This is a genomic window from Streptomyces sp. NPDC086080, assembly GCF_044540255.1.
Classification (GTDB): Bacteria; Actinomycetota; Actinomycetes; order Streptomycetales; family Streptomycetaceae; genus Streptomyces.
The window spans coordinates 123,005-139,610 of the sequence record NZ_JBITRU010000006.1 but is presented as its reverse complement, the minus strand read 5'-3'; the positions used below and the strand labels follow the sequence as shown (position 1 = coordinate 139,610).

Below are 16,606 nucleotides of genomic sequence, written 5' to 3'. Positions count from 1 at the left end.
CGCACCCACTGTCAAGTGGGTGGGACGGGAGTCTCATGATGTGAGCGGAGTGCCGTACCACCTTGGAGTACGGCGGTCGCTCCCGCGGAGTACACGCCCGGCCCGCCGCCGACGAACATGGGCTCGGCCGGTTCGCGCGGCACCGGACAGTACCCGGCGGCCAGCGCCCTGCGCAGCCGGTACTCGTCCAGCGGTCCGTAGAAGGCCGTGCCCTGACCGTGCGTACAGCCCATCGCGCGCAGGGCCGTGGCCTGCTCGGGCGAATCCACTCCCATGGCCACGGAGTGCATCCCGAGGTCGGAGGCGATCCGCAGCAGTCCTCCGGTGATCTTGTGCAGCCGCACGGACTCCACCACCCCGTCGACCAGGCTGCGGTCGAGCTTGAGTACGTCCACGGGGAGCCGTCTGAGCGCGGTGATCGCCGCGAGTCCGCCGCCGAAGCCGTCGAGCGCGATCCTGACACCGAGCCGCTTGAGGACGGTCAGCCGGCGCTCCAGCTCGTCGAGCGGGACCCGGGGGTCGGTATCGGCCAGCTCGACGACCAGGGAGCCGGACGGCAGCCCGTGCCGGGTGAGCAGGGCCTCGATCGAGCCCAGCGGCAGCGACCGGTCCAGCAGCCGGTGGGCGCTCAGCCGGACCGCCACGGGTACCGGCAGACCGGTCGCGTGCCGTTCGGCGGCCTGCTCGACGGCCTCCTCCAGCACCCACCGGCCCAGCTCGGCGGTCTTCTCGCTGTCCTCGGCAACCCGCAGGAACTCCGCGGGCGTGAAGAGCACGCCCTGGGACGAGCGCCAGCGCGCCTGGGCGCAGACCGAGGTGATCCGGCCGTCCGCCAGACACACCACCGGCTGGTGCAGCAGGGCGAACTCACCGTGGTGCAGTGCCGCGCGCAGCCGCGTGGCCAGCTCCGCCTTGCGGACGACGTCCTGCTGCATGTGCGGCCTGTACAGCTCCACCCGGCCCTTGCCGGCCGCCTTCGCCCGGTACATCGCAAGGTCCGCGTTGCGCAGCAGCTCGCCCGCGCCGACGCCGGGCTCGGCGAAGGCGACGCCGATGGAGGCGTTGACCCGGACATCGTTGCCGTCGATGACGTAGGGCTGGGAGAGGGCCGCTCTGAGGCGGTCGGCGAGCTCCAGCATATGACGCTCCCGCGCGTCCCGGTCCCGGACGCCGTCCCCGGCGATCAGGGCCGCGAACTCGTCACCGCCCAGCCGGGCGGCGGTGTCGCCCTTGCGCACCGCGTCGTGGAGTCTGCGGGCGGCCTGGACGAGCAGTTCGTCCCCGGCCTGGTGCCCGATGGTGTCGTTGACGCCCTTGAAGCCGTCGAGGTCGATGAAGAGCACGGCCGTGCCCCTGAGGGCGGCCCCGCGGTCCGAGGCCCGGCGGCCGGACAGCGCCTGCTGGACGCGCCGGGTGAACAGGGCGCGGTTGGGAAGGTCGGTGAGCGGGTCGTGCTCCGCGTTGTGCTGGAGCTGCGCCTGGAGCCGCACGCGCTCGGTCACGTCACGGCTGTTGAAGATGAGGCCACCGTGGTGCCGGTTGACGGTCGATTCGACGTTCAGCCAGCCACCGTCGCCGGAGCGGAAGCGGCACTCGATGCGCGTCGTGGGTTCCTCGGCCGGGCTGGCGGCGAGGAACCGGCGCACCTCGTGCACGACACAGCCGAGGTCCTCCGGGTGGATGAGACCGGCCAGTTCCGTACCGACCAGATCCTCCGCGGGACTGCCGTACACCCCGGCGGCGGCCGGCGAGACGTAGCGGAGGATGCCGCTGGGCGCGGCGATCATGATGACATCGCTGGAGCCCTGCACCAGGGAGCGGAAGTGGTTCTCCTTCTGCGCCAGTTCCTGGGTGAGGGTGATGTTGTCGAGCAGCATGATGCCCTGGCGCACGACGAGCGCGAGCACCACGGTGCCCCCGGTGATCAGCACGACACGGTCCACGCTGCGGCCGTTGAGGACGTTGTAGAGGATCCCCAGGGTGCACACGGCGGCGGCGAGGTACGGCGTGAGGGCGGCGAGGGAACCGGCGATGGGCCGGGAGAGCGGATACCGGCCCTGCTCGCCACCGGGCGCGGGCGGATGAGGGTGGTCCGGCCCGCCACGCCGCCCCGGCAGGTGCTCGCGGACCACACGCGTGTGCCCCTCCCGCTCGGGCGGGCCTCCGCGCGGCGCGGTCCAGGGGGCGTACGCCAGGAGCAGGGAGCCGGCGAACCAGCCCGCGTCGAGCAGTTGCCCGGAGCGGTAACCGGCGTGCAGCAGTGGTGAGGTGAACAGGGCGTCGCACATCACGGTCAGCGCGAGGGCGCCGATCGCGGTGTTGACCGCGGACCGGTTCACCGCCGAACGCCGGAAGTGCAGCGCGAGCACCATGCTGACCAGGGCGATGTCGAGCAGCGGGTACGCCAGTGACAGCGCGGTGTGCGCGACCGAGGGGCCCTCGGCCTGGGCGGCCTGGGCGAGGGCGAGGCTCCACGCGAGGGTGAGCAGGGAGCCGCCGATCAGCCAGGCGTCCAGGGCGAGACAGCCCCAGCCGGCCTTGGTCACGGGCCGTTTGGCGAGTACCAGCAGTCCCACAATCGCGGGAGGCGCGAAGCACAGGAAGAACAGATCGGCGTAGCTGGGGCTGGGCACGGGGACGCCCAGCACCACCTCGTACCACCCCCAGACCAGGTTGCCCAGGGAGGCCATGGCCGAGGAGAGGCCGAACAGCAGCCAGGCGGGGCGGAACCGGGTGCGGGGGCTGCGGGCGTAGAGGACGCAGGAGACGGCCGCGGCAGCCGCGGCGGCACTCAGTCCGAAGTCACCCATGATCAGCGCGAGTTGCTCCGAGCCCCAGCCGAACGCGGCACCGACGGCGTAGGCCGCGCAGACGAACACCAGGACGAATTGCGCGACCGGGCCCGGCCGGCGGTCGGCGGCCGGCACACCGGGCAGCGGCGCCCGCGCGGCGGGCGGCGGGCGCAGTGGTCCGTCGAGGGTCGGTGTGGGCGCGCTCACCGGCTTCCCCCGGTCCGCGCCGCTCCCGGACCCTTCGGCCCCCGATGCACCGGGCGGACGTGCCTCCTGGGGCCGGCATGCGGCCGGCGAGGAAGACCGGGGCTGTCGGGCCGACCGCCCTGCCGGGTGTGCCGGCCGCCGTGGCGACCGCGGCTGCGCGCGTCCGCGCGCCATGGTCGCCACCGATGGCTCCGCCGCGTCGGATCGCTGGTCCACAAGCCGTGCATCGTCCGTCGCCCCCCTCGCACTCTCCGTATCCATCCCCCGCGCCGTTGGTCAGTGGCGCAGCCCCTGTCGGGACGATACACCAGGATCGTCACTCAGGGACATAGGTTCTCTACGCTCCGTAACGATCAACTGCTGTACGCGTACCCACCGCGCCCGGGACGACGCGGACGGTACTCGAAGCGGACTACATGCCTACCGCTCCCGTGACCAGGACCACGTTGCCGAGCTCCTCCTGGTTCACATAACGACGCAGTTGATCCCGCAGCAACCGCTCGGCGCGCGGCAGGAACGCGGATGTGGGTCCCCCGACGTGCGGGGTGACGAGCACGCCCGGCGCCCGCCACAAGGGGTGTTCCGCGGGCAGCGGTTCCGGATCCGTGACGTCCAGGGCCGCGGTGATGCGTCCGCTCTCCAGCTCGGTGAGCAGCGCTTTGGTGTCGACGACGCCCCCGCGGGCCACGTTCACGAGGAGTGCGCCGTCCTTCATCCGGGCCAGGAAACCGGCGTCCACGAGGTGCCGGGTGGACTCGTTCAGCGGGGTGGAGAGAATGACGACATCCGCCTGCGGGAGCAGAGAGGGCAGTTCGGTGAGCGGATGCACCGGCCCGCGCTCCGTGGTGCGCGCGGAGCGCGCGACGCGTGCCACCCGCGCGAGCTCGAACGGAACGAGCCGGTCCTCGATGGCCGCGCCGATCGAGCCGTACCCCACGATGAGGACGGACCGGTCGGCCAGCGCGGGCCGGAACCCGCCGCGCCACTCCCCCTTGTCCTGCGCCCGCACGAATCCGGGGATGCCCCGCAGGGAGGCCAGGATCAGCGCGAGCGTGAGCTCGGCGGTGCTGGCCTCGTGCACTCCGCGCGCGTTGCAGAGCCGTACGCCCGGGGGCAGGTGCTTCAGTCCGGGCTCGACGTGGTCGGTGCCGGCCGACAGGGTCTGCACGACCCGTACCGAACGCATCAGCGGCATCGGCCGCAGACCGACCCCCGCGGGCTTCATGTACGGCACGACGTAGAAGGCGCAGTCGGCGGGATCGGCGGGAAATTCCTCACCACCGTCCCAGAAGCGGTAGCGCGGCCCCTCGGGGAGGCCGTCGATCTCGTCCGGCGGAAGGGGAAGCCATACATCAGCAGCAGTCATGGTCGGGAGGCTAGTTCAGGAGCTGTCCGCGGCAGAGGTTAGGTTGGGGGGCCGAAGAGGGAGGGTCACGAGCAGGTGGAGCGCAGGACTATCGGCGCGGCGGCGCTCGCGGTGGGGGCCGTAGGACTCGGATGCATGCCGATGAGCTGGGCCTACAGCACGTCCCGGCAGCGCGGCGAGGAGTCGCTCAGGGCGGTGCACCAGGCCCTGGACGCGGGCTCGACCCTCCTCGACACCGCCGACATGTACGGCCCGTTCACCAACGAGCTGCTGCTCGGGCGGGTGCTGAGGGAGCGGCGCCGCGAGGCCTTCGTGTCCACGAAGGTCGGCCTGCTGGTGGGCGACCAGCACATCGTGGCCAACGGCCGCCCCGGGTACGTGCGAAGGGCCTGCGACGCGTCGCTGCGCAGGCTGCAGACCGATGTCATCGACCTCTACCAGCTGCACCGTGCCGACCCGGAGGTCCCGGTCGAGGAGACCTGGGGCGCGATGGCGGAGCTCGTACAGGCCGGAAAGGTACGGGCGTTGGGGCTCTGCGCGGTCGGGGCCCGCTCGTCCCGGCGGCCCGGGGCGCGGCTGCACGACGCGACGGTGCGGCAGTTGGAGCGGGTGCAGCAGGTCTTCCCGGTGAGCGCGGTGGAGGCGGAGCTGTCCGTGTGGTCGCCGGAGGCGCTGGAGACGCTGCTGCCCTGGTGCGAGTCCCGGGGAGTCGGCTTCCTGGCCGCGATGCCGCTGGGCAACGGTTTCCTGACGGGGACGCTGACCCCCGGCGGGGGTTTCGAGGCGGACGATCTGCGCGCCCGGCACCCCCGGTTCACGGCCGAGATGATGGCCGCGAACCAGCCGATCGTGGCCGGCCTGCGCCGCGTCGCCCGCCGGCACGGTGAGCACGTCACCCCGGCGCAGGTGGCCCTGGCCTGGGTGCTGGGCCGGGGTCGCCAGGTGATCCCGGTCCCGGGCACGAAGCGGGAGCGGTGGGTCACGGAGAACGCGGCGGCGGCGGCCCTGAGCCTGACGGAAGAGGACCTGACGGAGATCGCGGGACTGCCTGCAGCCCAGGGGTCGTGGGACTGAGTCGGCGGGCGGTAGGGGGGAGGCGGCCGCCCCGGCACGGCACGGTACGGCCCGGCCCGGCACCAGTGATCCGGTCCTGGGGCAGCCGGACCCGGACCTGCGGGCGGAGGTACGGGAGCGGGTCCGGATCAGCGGGTGCCGGCGGGGGATCGCCTCCTGCGGACTCGTGGTTCGAGGTCGGGCGTTCGGGAACCTGGGAGGCGCGAGCGGTGTATGACAGGTAGAACCCGCCGCGTCGAAGGGATCCATCGTGCGACATCGAGCCGTGACGACCGTGCTGGCCGCCGCCCTCCTGCTGACGGCCGGCTGTTCCTCCGACGACGGAGGAACAGCGGGCGTGGACGGCAGCGCCACCCCGACCGATACGACGGCGCGCTCGTCGGCCCCGGCGCGGACCGGGGAGGAGACCCCACCCGCGAAGGGCTCGGTGAAGGTGGTCCGCACGGTCGCGACGGGTCTGAAGAGCCCCTGGGGTCTGGCTCCCCTGCCGGGCGGAGATCTTCTGGTGTCCTCCCGGGACGAGGCGACGATCACCCTGGTCGACGGGAGGACCGGGGAGAAGACCGAGCTGGGCGAGGTACCGGGGGTGTCCCCGTCGGGCGAGGGAGGCCTGCTGGGCATCGCGCTCTCCCCCGAGTACGCCTCGGACCGGATGATCTACGCCTACTTCACCTCGGCCTCCGACAATCGCATCGTCCGCCTGATCCACGACCCGAAGAAGCCGGCCGGAGAGCAGCTGGGCGCACCGGACACGGTCTTCCGGGGCATCCCCAAGGGTGTGATCCACAACGGCGGCCGGATCGCCTTCGGCCCGGACAAGATGCTGTACGTGGGCACGGGCGAGACCGGTGACACCGGCCTGTCCCAGGACAAGGAGTCACTCGGCGGCAAGATCCTCCGGCTGACCCCGGAGGGCGAGCCGGCCCCGGGCAACCCGTTCCCCGACTCCCCCGTGTACACCTACGGCCACCGCAATGTGCAGGGGCTCGCCTGGGACGGCAAACAGCGGCTGTTCGCCTCGGAGTTCGGCCAGAACACCTGGGACGAGCTGAACGCGATCGTGCCCGGCGACAACTACGGCTGGCCGGACGCGGAGGGCGAGTCCGGCGACAGCGGTTTCCACAATCCGATCGACCAGTGGAGCACGGACGAGGCCTCCCCGAGCGGCATCGCGTACGCCGAGGGGTCGGTCTGGATGGCGGGCCTGGGCGGCGAGCGTCTGTGGCGCATACCCCTGAAGGGCACGGAGGCCTCGGCGGACCCGCAGTCCTTCCTGGAGGGCGAGTACGGCCGGTTGCGCACGGTGGTCTCGGCGGGCGACGACACGCTGTGGCTGGTCACCAGCAACACCGACGGCAGGGTCACCCCGAAGGAAGGCGACGACCGCATCCTGGAACTCCGAGTGAGCTAGTCGGCGTTCAGTCCTCCTCCGTTTCCTCGACCGGTTTTTCCTCCGACGGCGTCGGCGACCGTACGGTGACCTTTCCGGACGCGAGGTCTATCGGGCCTCGTCCGGGATCGGCGTCGCCGACGTCCTCCCGGGTGAGTTCCAGCCGGTTCTGCTCGTCGCGGGTGTGCTTGCGGCCCGGGGCGAACAGTTCCTCGAAAGCACCGAACATCGCTCCCCTTCCCGGGACCGCCCACGTCGTACGCCTAGTATCCCGCCGCCAGCCGTTCCCCGGCCTCCGCCGGAAACAGGCCGAGCCGATGGGCCAACGCCGCCGCCTCGCCGCGACCGGAGACGCCCAGCTTGGCGAGGATGTTCGAGACATGGACGCTGGCCGTCTTCGGGGAGATGAACAGTTCCTCGGCGATACGCCGGTTGGTGTGGCCGGCCGCCACCAGGCGCAGGACATCGCGCTCCCGGCTGGTGAGACCGAGGGCCTCCACCGGATCGGCGGGAGTGGGAGCCGCCTCTCGCGCCGCGAGGGCCGGCACGAGACGCGCCCGCTGGGCCAGCAGGGCGGCGGCGCGGGCCAGCGGGGCGGCACCGAGATGGCCGGCGACGGCGTCGGCCAGCCGCAGCAGTTCCGTGGCGCGGGCGCGTTCGTCGTCACCCGCCCCCGAGGAGAGCAGCGCCTCGGCGAGGCGGAACCGGACGCGCGCGAGGTCGTAGGGCCGTCCCAGCGGCTCCACCGCCTCGACGGCCGCGGACCACTCGTCCGGCGCGGTCCTGCCCTCGGCCCGCAGCAGTTCGGCGCGCAGCCACAGGTCGTAGGCCCGCCACACGGGCACCCCGGTCGCCAGGGTCTTGGCGGCCTTGCGGACCCGCTCCAGGATCTCCGGCCGGCCGGCATCGGTCGCCTGGGCGCCGCGGGCGTCCGCCTCCGCGGTGGTGGCGGCGAGCAGCAGCGGCCAGCCGTAGCGCTGGGTGCCGGGCGGGAGTCCGGTGTCCAGGGCGGCGAGCAGTTCGGCGCGGGCGTCGGGCAGACGTCCCTCGTCGGCGGCGATGCCGAGGGCGACCCGCTTCATGGGGAGGGCGTACTGCGGCATCGGGTCGTGGGTGCCGAAGAAGGCGCGGGCGTCGGCGAGACGGCGGGCCGCCTCGGCCAGGTCCCCGCGGTCGTAGGCGAGGTGCGCCAGGCGCGTCGAGCCGCCGGCGCGTGGCTTGGCGTTCTGTTCGAAGCGTTGCGCGTTGGCCGCGGCCTGCGCCGCCTCGTCCCACCGGCCGAGGGAGTGGAAGGACTCGGCGAGGTTGCCCCACACCCAGCCCTCGGAGTCCAGCAGTCCGAGCCTGCGGGCGATGTGGACGCCCTCGGCGAGGAGTGTCGCGGCCTCCTCGGAGCGGCCGACGCCTTCGAGTACGGAGGGGAGGTTCACATGGGCGCGTGCCACCACCATGTCCACGCCCAGTTCGATCGCCCTGTCCCTGACCTCGTACATCTCGGCGAGTCCGGTCTCGATGTCCCCGGCGTCGACCATGAGGCCGCCGAGGGTGAGCCGGGCGTTGAGCTCGATGTCGGGAGCGCCGACCATGCGCGCGTACTCGACGGCGCGTTCGGCGGCGGCCATGGCCTCGGGGCCGGGTTCGTGCAGCATCGACCAGCCGGCCGCGGAGGCGAGGACGTCGGCGTGCACCTCGGAGGGCGGCAGTCCGCGCACCAGGTCCTGTGCGGTGCCGAGTTCGGCCCAGCCGTCACCGCGGGCGAGGGCTTGGGTGAGCAGGGAGCGCTGCACCCAGAACCAGGCGGCGCGCAGGGGTTCGGGGTCCTCGTCGAGGAGGCGCAGCGCCCGTTTGGTGATCTTCAGCGAGCGTTCGCGTTCTCCGCAGAGACGGCCGGCGACGGCGGCTTCGGCCATCAGGTCGAGGTACCGCAGCGGCGTCTCCGGGTCGCCGCCGCACGGGGGGTAGATCTCGGCGTAGTCGACGGGTCGCAGGGTGGCCCGTACGGCGTCGGGGACGGTGTCCCACAGCTCCATGGCCCGTTCCAGCAGACGCAGTTGCTCGGCGTAGGCGTGGCGCCGACGGGCCTCGACGGAGGCGTCGAGCACGGCGGGCAGGGCCTTGACGGCGTCGTGGGCGTGGTACCAGTAGCTGGCCAGACGGGTCACCCGCTCGTCGGCGGGGACGAGGGTGGGGTCGGCTTCCAGGGCCTCGGCGTACCGGCGGTTGAGGCGGGAGCGTTCACCGGGCAGCAGGTCGTCGCTGACGGCCTCGCGGACCAGGGAGTGACGGAAGCGGTAGCCGTCACGGTCGGGCGCGGGGGCGAGGATGTTCGCGTTGACACCGGCACGCAGAGCCTCGATGAGGTCGTCCTCGGTGAGCCGGGCGACGGCGGCCAGCAGCCGGTCCTCGACGGTGGAGCCGCCCTCGGCCACGATTCTGGCGACCCGCTGGGCGGTCTCCGGCAGGCCCTCGACGCGGACCAGGAGCAGGTCGCGGAGGGAGTCGGTGAGGCCGGTGCAGCAGCCCTCGTCGGCGGCGACGGCGAGTTCCTCGACGAAGAAGGCGTTGCCGTCGGAGCGGTCAAAAATGTCGTCGACGCGGTCCGGGTCGGGTTCGCGGGCCAGGATGCCGGCGATCTGCCGGTGGACCTCGTCGCGGTTGAAGCGGCCGAGTTCGACGCGCTGGACCGTGCGGACCCGGTCGAGTTCGGCGAGGAGGGGGCGCAGGGGGTGGCGGCGGTGGATGTCGTCGGAGCGGTAGGTGGCGAGAACGACGAGGCGGCCGGTGCGCAGGGTGCGGAAGAGATAGGCGAGCAGGTGGCGGGTGGAGGCGTCGGACCAGTGCAGGTCTTCCAGGGCGAGGACGACGGTGTGCTCGGTGGTGACGCGTTCCAGCAGGCGGGCGGTGAGTTCGAAGAGGCGGGCCATGCCCTGCTCGTCGCGGCGGGCCTCGCGGGTGGCGGAGGTGCCGATCTCGGGCAGCAGACGGGCGAGTTCCTCCTCCTGCCCGGAGGCGGCCGCGGCGAGTTGCTCCGGCAGTTCGCGGCGCAGTTGGCGCAGCGCGGTGGAGAAGGGGGCGAAGGGCAGTCCGTCGGCGCCGATCTCGACGCAGCCGCCGAGCGTGACGATCGCGCCCCGGCGGCGGGCCACCGCGGCGAACTCCTCGACGAGGCGGGTCTTTCCGACTCCGGCCTCACCACCGACCAGCACTGCCTGCGGCTCACCGGCCGCGGCACGGGCGAGTGCGTTGGTCAGGGTGTCGAGCTCAGTGGTGCGGCCGACGAACACCGGACTGACAGACTTGGTCTCCACGCTCCCGAGCATCGCACGCACCTCCGACAGCAGGGCACCGGTTTTCCTCACGGCAGAGCAGCCCACCGCACCCCCGCTGCCGACCTCGCACGGAACCGCCGCGGCCCCGCACCGCGCACCACCCGGTGCCGGGATCCGGCCGGCGGATGTCGGCGCGCCGCCAGACTCCGGCCCCGTACCGGCCACCAGCCCACTGCCGGAACCGGGCCCCACGGCGATCCCCGGCCGGTGCCGGGGAATTCCGGCCGACGGGCTTCGGCACACCGCCGGACTTCGGCCCGGCACCGCCCACCGGACGGGCCGGTGCCTCGCATCCGCGGGGGCGGCCGCCGACCCCCGTGCGGCCGCCGTCGCCCGCGGAGGGCTCATGCGGCGCGGGTGAACCGATGTCGGCGGTGGCCGTGGCTTTCGGGGTCGGCGGCCCGCGCGGCGGCTTCGCGGCGGGCGGCCCGGCGGAGGCGCAGTGCTTCACGCACCTGTCGCTCGTGCTCGGCCCGATGGAGGAGCTCCTCGTGGCGGAGCTGGTGGAGAGCGTGCTCGAACATGGTGTGGTCCCCCTGGCGGAGTCGGTGTCGGTATCGCTTTTCGCGATGCCTCCACCTTCGTCTCCGAGACGGGCCGGACACATCGGGAAGGTTCCATATCTTCGAGGGTCCGCGGGACCTTAGAAGGTCCTCAGTACGGTCACCGGGCTCTCGGGTCCTTCTAAGCCCTCGGTCCGGCCCGTGCCGTGCCGGAACGTGCGCGAGGGGTCTCCGGTCGCCCGAAGACCCCATCGTGACCTGCGCCGGATCAGCCGGTGGCGGGCAGTCCCAGCAGTACGCCGGTGTACGTGAGGACCGCCAGCAGCAGTCCGACGACGCCGAGCGTGACGCCCGCCCAGGCGACCGAGGTGATCCAGGGCGCCCGGGCCGTCCGGCCGGGCCTTGCGAAAGCGGGTCCGGCGAGCACCACCACGCCCACGATCAGCGCGGTCAGCGCGAACAGGCCACCCCACAGGGCGCTGGTGTTCCAGGCGTCGCCGTAGACCTCCTTGACCTGGGTGGCGACGTCGGCGTCCGCCGCCGTCTCCAGCTGGCCCACGAGGGTCTCGCGCGCGGCGGCGACGGTGCCGAGCCAGCTGCCGGTGAGCGAGACGAGACCGAACGCCCCCGACACGACGGCGGCGGCGCCCTGCCCGACACCGGACGATTCCTCGGCCCCGGCCCCGGCCCCGTCTGCGTCCTGTTCCGGCTCCGGCTCCGGCTCGGGCTCGGGCTCCGGCTGTGTGGCGTCGGCGTCAGGGGCGTCCACTGCCGTGTCGTCGCGCTCGTTCTCGGATCCGGTCCCGGGCCCGGCCCCGGTTTCCGTTTCGGTCTCTGTCCTGGTTCCCATGCCCCGCACCGTACGGACGCTCTCTGAGAGAACGCTCAATGATCCTTGTGCGCACGCCATTCCGAGGCCAGGACCGACCACACCTCCAGGTCATGGCGCACCCCGTGGTGGAGATGGGCCTCACGGCGCACACCGTCGCGGGTCATACCGAGCCGGCGGGCGATCGCGATGCTCGGCGTATTGCCCGCCGCGGCGACCCATTCGACCCGGTGGATCCCCCGCTGCTCGACCGCCCAGTCGATGAGCACCCGCATCGCGCGGGTGACGAGCCCGCGCCCGGTGGCCGCGGGCTCCAGCCAGCACCCCACCTCGCAGGTGCCGTTCCGGGCGTCGAAGTTCAGGGTGAGCACACCACCGACGAGCTTGCCGTCCAGCCACAGCCCGTGCAGGGAGGCCGTATCGGCGGCGCGCCAGTCGGCGTACCGCTGGAGCGCCTCCCGCGCGCCGGCCACGTCCGTGGCCTGGGAGCCGAAGGGGACGTACTGGTTGATGAACTCCCGTCCCCTGTCCAGATGGGCAAGGAACTCCTCGGCGTGCCAGGGCTCCAGCGGGCGCAGTTCGGCTCCGTCGTCACCCAGTCGTATCGCGTACATCCCGCTGTCGCTCCTCCTCGGCCAGCACGTCCGCCGCCTCGGCGTCCGTGGCGGCGGCCAGCCTCTCATGCGCGGCACGGGCCTCGGGCGGCTCGATGCTGATCCGGGGCAGGACACGGTCCAGCCGGCGCGGCAGCCACCAGTTGGCGCCGCCGAGGAGATGCATGAGCGCGGGGACGAGCAGGGTGCGCAGGACGAAGGCGTCGAGAGCGACGGCCACGGCGAGCGCGATGCCGAACATGGCGATCACACGGTCGCCGGTGAGGACGAAGGCGAGGAAGACCGAAATCATGATCACGGCGGCGGAGTTGATCACCCGGCTGGTCTCCGCGAGGCCGACCCGCACGGCACGTCGGTTGTCGCCGGTCTCCAGCCACTCCTCGTACATCCGGCTCACCAGGAAGACCTGGTAGTCCATGGAGAGCCCGAAGAGGACCGACACCATGATCACGGGCAGGAAGGGCTCTATGGGGCCTCCCGCGCCCAGGCCGAGCATGTCGCTGCCCCAGCCCCACTGGAAGATCGCGACGACGACGCCGAACGCGGCGGCGACGGCGGCCACGTTCATCGCGGCGGCCTTGAGCGGGATACCGATCGAGCGGAAGGCCAGCAGGAGCAGCACGAAGCCCAGGCTGATCACGACGCCGACGAAGAGCGGCAGCTTGTCCACGATGACGTCGGCGAAGTCGTCGTAGCCGGCCGTCACGCCACCGACGTGCAGATCGAGCGAGGTGCCCGACTCGGCGCGGGGCAGCACGTCGGAGCGCAGCCGGTCGACGAGGTCACTGGTCTGCTTCGACTGCGGCGACGACTCCGGTACGACGGTGAGGTAGGCGGTGTCGCCGCTCTGCGCGTAGGTCACCGGTGACACCGAGGCGACTCCGTCGGTGCCGCGCAGGGTGGGGCCGAGGTTGTCCAGGGCCAGCCGGTCACCGGCGCCGTCGACCTCGGTGACCAGGGTGAGGGGCCCGTTCACTCCGGGACCGAAGTCATCGGCGAGGAGGTCGTAGGCCTGACGCGTGGTGGACGCCTTGGGGTCGTTGCCCTGGTCGGAGGTGCCCAGGTGCAGCGAGAGGGTGGGCAGCGCGAGGACGGCCATGACGACGACCGCGATCGCGCCGAGCAGCTTCGGGTGACGCTCCACGAACGCGGACCAGCGGGCGGCGAACCCGGTCGGCAGCTCCGGCTCGGGCCCGAGTTCGGCCAGTCGGCGCCGCTCCCGACGGCTGAGCGCGCGCATGCCGATGAACGACAGCAGGGAGGGCAGCAGGGTGATGGAGGCGGCGATGGTCAGCACCACGGTGAGCGCGGCGGCGATGGCGACGCCGTTGAGGAAGTTCAGCCGGAGGATCAGCATGCCCAGCAGGGCTATGCATACGGTCGCACCCGCGAAGACGACCGCCCGTCCGGTGGTGGCGACGGCGTTGGTGGCGGCCTCGGTGACGGTGAGGCCGCGCTTCAGTCCGCGTCGGTGCCGGGTGACGATGAACAGCGCGTAGTCGATGCCCACGCCGAGACCGACCAGCATGCCGAGCATGGGCGCGAAGTCGGCGACGGTCATGACGTGCCCGAGCAGCACGATCCCGGCGTAGGCGGTCCCGACACTGACCAGGGCGGTGGCGATGGGCAGCAACGAGGCGGCGAGCGAACCGAAGGCGAGGAACAGGACGACGGCGGCGATCAGTACGCCGACGATCTCGGCGGTGTGCCCTCCGGAGGACTCGCTGACCTCGACGGCGCTGCCGCTCAGCTCCACGCTCAGTCCGTCCGCCTCCGCGGCCTTGGCCGTCTTGACCACGGCGGCGGCCTCGTCGGCCGCCAGGTCCTCGCTCCGGTCCTCGAAGGTGACCGTGGCGTAGGCGGTGCGGCCGTCCTGGCTGACGCGTCCGGCGCCCTCGTCGTCGTACGGGCCGCTCACGGCGGCCACGCCCGGCAGGTCCTCGATCCGGTCCAGGGTGCGGGTCATGGCCTGCTCGACGCCGGCGTCCCGGACACTGCCGGACCCTACGTGCCAGACCACGTTGTCGCTCTCCCCGCCGAGGTCGGGGAAGCCCTCCCGCAGCAGTTCGGTGGCCCGCCCCGACTCGGTGCCGGGCACCTGGTAGTCGTTCGAATAGGCGGAACCGGCGGTGAAGGCGCCGACGGCGACTCCGCCGAGGGCGAGAAGCCAGAGAAGAACGACGATCAGACGGCGTCGGACACACCAGCGTGCTAGGGCTGCCACGAATGTGCTCCCGGGATGACTCGGTGTGGATCTTTGGCCGGGAACAGTCGAGCGAGAACCGAACAGCCCGCAAAGAACGCATGAGCAATGTCCTGCCACTCTTGCAGGCAGAAATGATCGTTTGTCGCTTTCGTGCACTAACTCACATTCGCGGAGCGGGTCAGTCGAACTGGTCCCCCAGCGCCATCACCAGGAGTCCTCCGATCAGCAGCCACAGGGCCCTGCGGGTTCGCCCGCGCGCTCCGAGGACGGCCGCGAGGCCACAGACCGCGGCCCCGCAGGCGTAGGCGGCCGGGACAAGGGCCGGGGCGGAGCCCGTGTTCCGGAGCAGGGCCGCGGCCACCCCGGCCACGGCGAGCACGCCCCCGGCGCCGGCCGCGGTCCACCGGGCCCGTCCCGCTTCCCCCTCGACGCCGTCACCCTGCTCGGCGTGCTCGGCGTCACCCCCGTCGCGGGCGTCGTCCCCGTCGCGGGGGTCCTCGGCGTCCTCCGGGTGCCCGGCACCCTCGGCGGCCTCCTCGGTCCGGAGGTCCCGGGGCGGGCGCGGGTGGTCGGAATCAGCGCGTCCACTCATGGCGCGGGAGCGTAGCGCGTCGGTTCGGGAACCCCGGATGCGGGTCCCGCCGGTCGCCTGCCGGCGGCGCGCGGACCGGGGCCGCACCCTGGGCTTCGCACGCGTGGTCGGCCGTCGTCGCTGATCGCATGGCAGAGGGGCGCACCGTGACCCGGTGCGCCCCTCTGTCTCCCGTACCGGCGGGACCTCAGCCCTCGCCGACGCCCAGCTTCTCCAGGATCAGCTCCTTCACGCGGGCCGCGTCGGCCTGCCCGCGCGTGGCCTTCATGACGGCGCCGACCAGCGCGCCGGCCGCGGCGACCTTGCCACCGCGGATCTTGTCCGCGACGGCCGGGTTGCCGGCGATGGCCTCCTCCACGGCCGTGGTGAGCGCGCCCTCGTCGGACACGACCTTCAGACCGCGCTTGTCGACGACCTCGTCCGGAGTTCCCTCACCCGCGAGGACGCCCTCGATGACCTGCCGGGCCAGCTTGTCGTTGAGGTCCCCGGCGTTCACCAGCTCGGTGACCCGGGCGACCTGCACCGGGGTGATGGCCAGCTCGTCGAGCGCGGTGCCGGACTCGTTGGCGGCGCGGGCCAGCTCACCCATCCACCACTTGCGGGCGGAGGCGGCGTCGGCACCGGCGTCGATCGTGGCGACGATGGAGTCCAGCGCACCGGCGTTGAGGATCGCCTGCATGTCGGTGCCGGAGATCCCCCACTCCTCACGGAGCCGGTTGCGGCGCACCAGCGGCAGCTCGGGCAGCCCCGCGCGCAGCTCCTCGACCCACGCGCGCGACGGCGCCACGGGCACCAGGTCGGGCTCCGGGAAGTACCGGTAGTCCTCGGCCTCCTCCTTCACGCGGCCCGAGGTCGTGGACCCCGTGTCCTCGTGGAAGTGCCGGGTCTCCTGGATGATCGTCCCGCCCCCGTCGAGGACGGCGGCATGCCGCTGGATCTCGAAGCGGGCGGCGCGCTCGACGGACCTGAGCGAGTTGACGTTCTTCGTCTCCGAGCGCGTGCCGAACTTCTCCCGGCCGTGCGGGCGCAGCGACAGGTTCACGTCGCAGCGCATCTGGCCCATCTCCATGCGCGCCTCGGACACGCCGAGCGCGCGGATGAGCTCGCGCAGCTCACGGACGTACGCCCGCGCGACCTCGGGGGCGCGCTCGCCGGCACCGGTGATCGGCTTGGTAACGATCTCGATGAGCGGGATGCCCGCGCGGTTGTAGTCGAGCAGCGAGTGGGAGGCGCCGTGGATACGGCCCGTGGCACCGCCCACGTGCGTGGACTTACCGGTGTCCTCCTCCATGTGGGCGCGCTCGATCTCCACGCGGAAGGTCTCGCCGTCCTCCAGCTGCACGTCGAGGTAGCCGTCGAAGGCGATCGGCTCGTCGTACTGGGAGGTCTGGAAGTTCTTCGGCATGTCCGGATAGAAGTAGTTCTTCCGGGCGAAGCGGCACCATTCGGCGATCTCGCAGTGCAGCGCGAGACCGATCTTGACGGCGGACTCGACGCCGGTCGCGTTGACGACCGGGAGAGCGCCGGGCATGCCGAGGCAGACGGGACAGGTCTGCGAGTTGGCGGCGGCGCCGAGCTCCGTGGAGCACCCGCAGAACATCTTGGTCTTGGTGCCGAGTTCGACATGGACCTCGAGGCCCATGACGGGGTCGTACGACGCGAGAGCGTCCTCGTACGACACCAGGTCGGTCGTGGTGGTCACGG

12 protein-coding genes are annotated in these 16,606 nt (G+C 72.3%); 2 read left to right on the top strand and 10 right to left on the bottom strand.

Annotated elements, in window-relative coordinates; translation table 11 throughout:
- Positions 1-11 precede the first annotated feature (11 nt).
- Positions 12-2,999: a putative bifunctional diguanylate cyclase/phosphodiesterase gene (locus tag ACIF9R_RS10090; RefSeq protein WP_399976950.1), complete on the bottom strand. Its 2,988-nt coding sequence runs from the start codon at positions 2,997-2,999 to the stop codon at positions 12-14.
- A 412-nt stretch (positions 3,000-3,411) separates the two neighbouring features.
- Positions 3,412-4,365: a 2-hydroxyacid dehydrogenase gene (locus ACIF9R_RS10085; protein WP_399976948.1), complete on the bottom strand. Its 954-nt coding sequence runs from the start codon at positions 4,363-4,365 to the stop codon at positions 3,412-3,414.
- Between the two features lie 75 nt (positions 4,366-4,440).
- On the opposite strand from ACIF9R_RS10085, the gene ACIF9R_RS10080 reads away from it, so the two are divergent.
- The gene (locus tag ACIF9R_RS10080; RefSeq protein ID WP_399976946.1) at positions 4,441-5,439 is read left to right on the top strand and encodes an aldo/keto reductase; all 999 of its coding nucleotides are present in this window, start codon (positions 4,441-4,443) and stop codon (positions 5,437-5,439) included.
- Between the two features lie 250 nt (positions 5,440-5,689).
- Positions 5,690-6,850: a PQQ-dependent sugar dehydrogenase gene (locus ACIF9R_RS10075; RefSeq protein WP_399976945.1), complete on the top strand. Its 1,161-nt coding sequence runs from the start codon at positions 5,690-5,692 to the stop codon at positions 6,848-6,850.
- A gap of 7 nt (positions 6,851-6,857) precedes the next feature.
- On the opposite strand, the gene ACIF9R_RS10070 is transcribed toward ACIF9R_RS10075, so the two are convergent.
- From ACIF9R_RS10070 to gatB, 8 genes are all read right to left on the bottom strand, one after another.
- Complete coding sequence (locus ACIF9R_RS10070; protein ID WP_399976942.1) at positions 6,858-7,058, bottom strand: DUF6191 domain-containing protein; 201 nt, start codon at positions 7,056-7,058, stop codon at positions 6,858-6,860.
- Between the two features lie 34 nt (positions 7,059-7,092).
- Positions 7,093-10,149, bottom strand: a complete 3,057-nt coding sequence (locus ACIF9R_RS10065) for an AAA family ATPase (RefSeq protein WP_399976939.1) — start codon at positions 10,147-10,149, stop codon at positions 7,093-7,095.
- A 353-nt stretch (positions 10,150-10,502) separates the two neighbouring features.
- Positions 10,503-10,682, bottom strand: coding sequence for a hypothetical protein (locus tag ACIF9R_RS10060; protein WP_399976936.1), 180 nt, complete (start codon positions 10,680-10,682; stop codon positions 10,503-10,505).
- 247 nt (positions 10,683-10,929) lie between these two features.
- Positions 10,930-11,511, bottom strand: a complete 582-nt coding sequence (locus ACIF9R_RS10055; RefSeq protein WP_399976934.1) for a hypothetical protein — start codon at positions 11,509-11,511, stop codon at positions 10,930-10,932.
- Between the two features lie 35 nt (positions 11,512-11,546).
- Positions 11,547-12,104 carry a GNAT family N-acetyltransferase gene (locus ACIF9R_RS10050; protein WP_399976930.1) on the bottom strand — a complete coding sequence of 186 codons (558 nt, stop codon included), beginning with the start codon at positions 12,102-12,104 and terminating at the stop codon, positions 11,547-11,549.
- Entirely contained in the window at positions 12,082-14,328 is a 2,247-nt protein-coding gene (locus ACIF9R_RS10045; RefSeq protein ID WP_399976927.1) for an MMPL family transporter, read from the bottom strand. Before ACIF9R_RS10045 ends, ACIF9R_RS10050 begins: the two co-directional genes overlap by 23 nt.
- A gap of 160 nt (positions 14,329-14,488) precedes the next feature.
- The gene (locus ACIF9R_RS10040) at positions 14,489-14,902 is read right to left on the bottom strand and encodes a hypothetical protein (protein ID WP_399976924.1); all 414 of its coding nucleotides are present in this window, start codon (positions 14,900-14,902) and stop codon (positions 14,489-14,491) included.
- Between the two features lie 187 nt (positions 14,903-15,089).
- Complete coding sequence (gene gatB / locus ACIF9R_RS10035; protein WP_399976922.1) at positions 15,090-16,604, bottom strand: Asp-tRNA(Asn)/Glu-tRNA(Gln) amidotransferase subunit GatB; 1,515 nt, start codon at positions 16,602-16,604, stop codon at positions 15,090-15,092.
- Positions 16,605-16,606 lie beyond the last annotated feature (2 nt).

Excerpts from the sequence above, each read along its gene's own strand:
- ACIF9R_RS10085 (WP_399976948.1), bottom strand. The coding sequence starts at position 4,365 with ATGACTGCTGCTGATGTATGGCTTCCCCTTCCGCCGGACGAGATCGAC.
- ACIF9R_RS10050 (WP_399976930.1), bottom strand. The coding sequence starts at position 12,104 with ATGTACGCGATACGACTGGGTGACGACGGAGCCGAACTGCGCCCGCTG.
- ACIF9R_RS10065 (WP_399976939.1), bottom strand. The coding sequence starts at position 10,149 with ATGCTCGGGAGCGTGGAGACCAAGTCTGTCAGTCCGGTGTTCGTCGGC.
- ACIF9R_RS10040 (WP_399976924.1), bottom strand. The coding sequence starts at position 14,902 with ATGAGTGGACGCGCTGATTCCGACCACCCGCGCCCGCCCCGGGACCTC.
- ACIF9R_RS10055 (WP_399976934.1), bottom strand. The coding sequence starts at position 11,511 with ATGGGAACCAGGACAGAGACCGAAACGGAAACCGGGGCCGGGCCCGGG.
- ACIF9R_RS10070 (WP_399976942.1), bottom strand. The coding sequence starts at position 7,058 with ATGTTCGGTGCTTTCGAGGAACTGTTCGCCCCGGGCCGCAAGCACACC.
- ACIF9R_RS10060 (WP_399976936.1), bottom strand. The coding sequence starts at position 10,682 with ATGTTCGAGCACGCTCTCCACCAGCTCCGCCACGAGGAGCTCCTCCAT.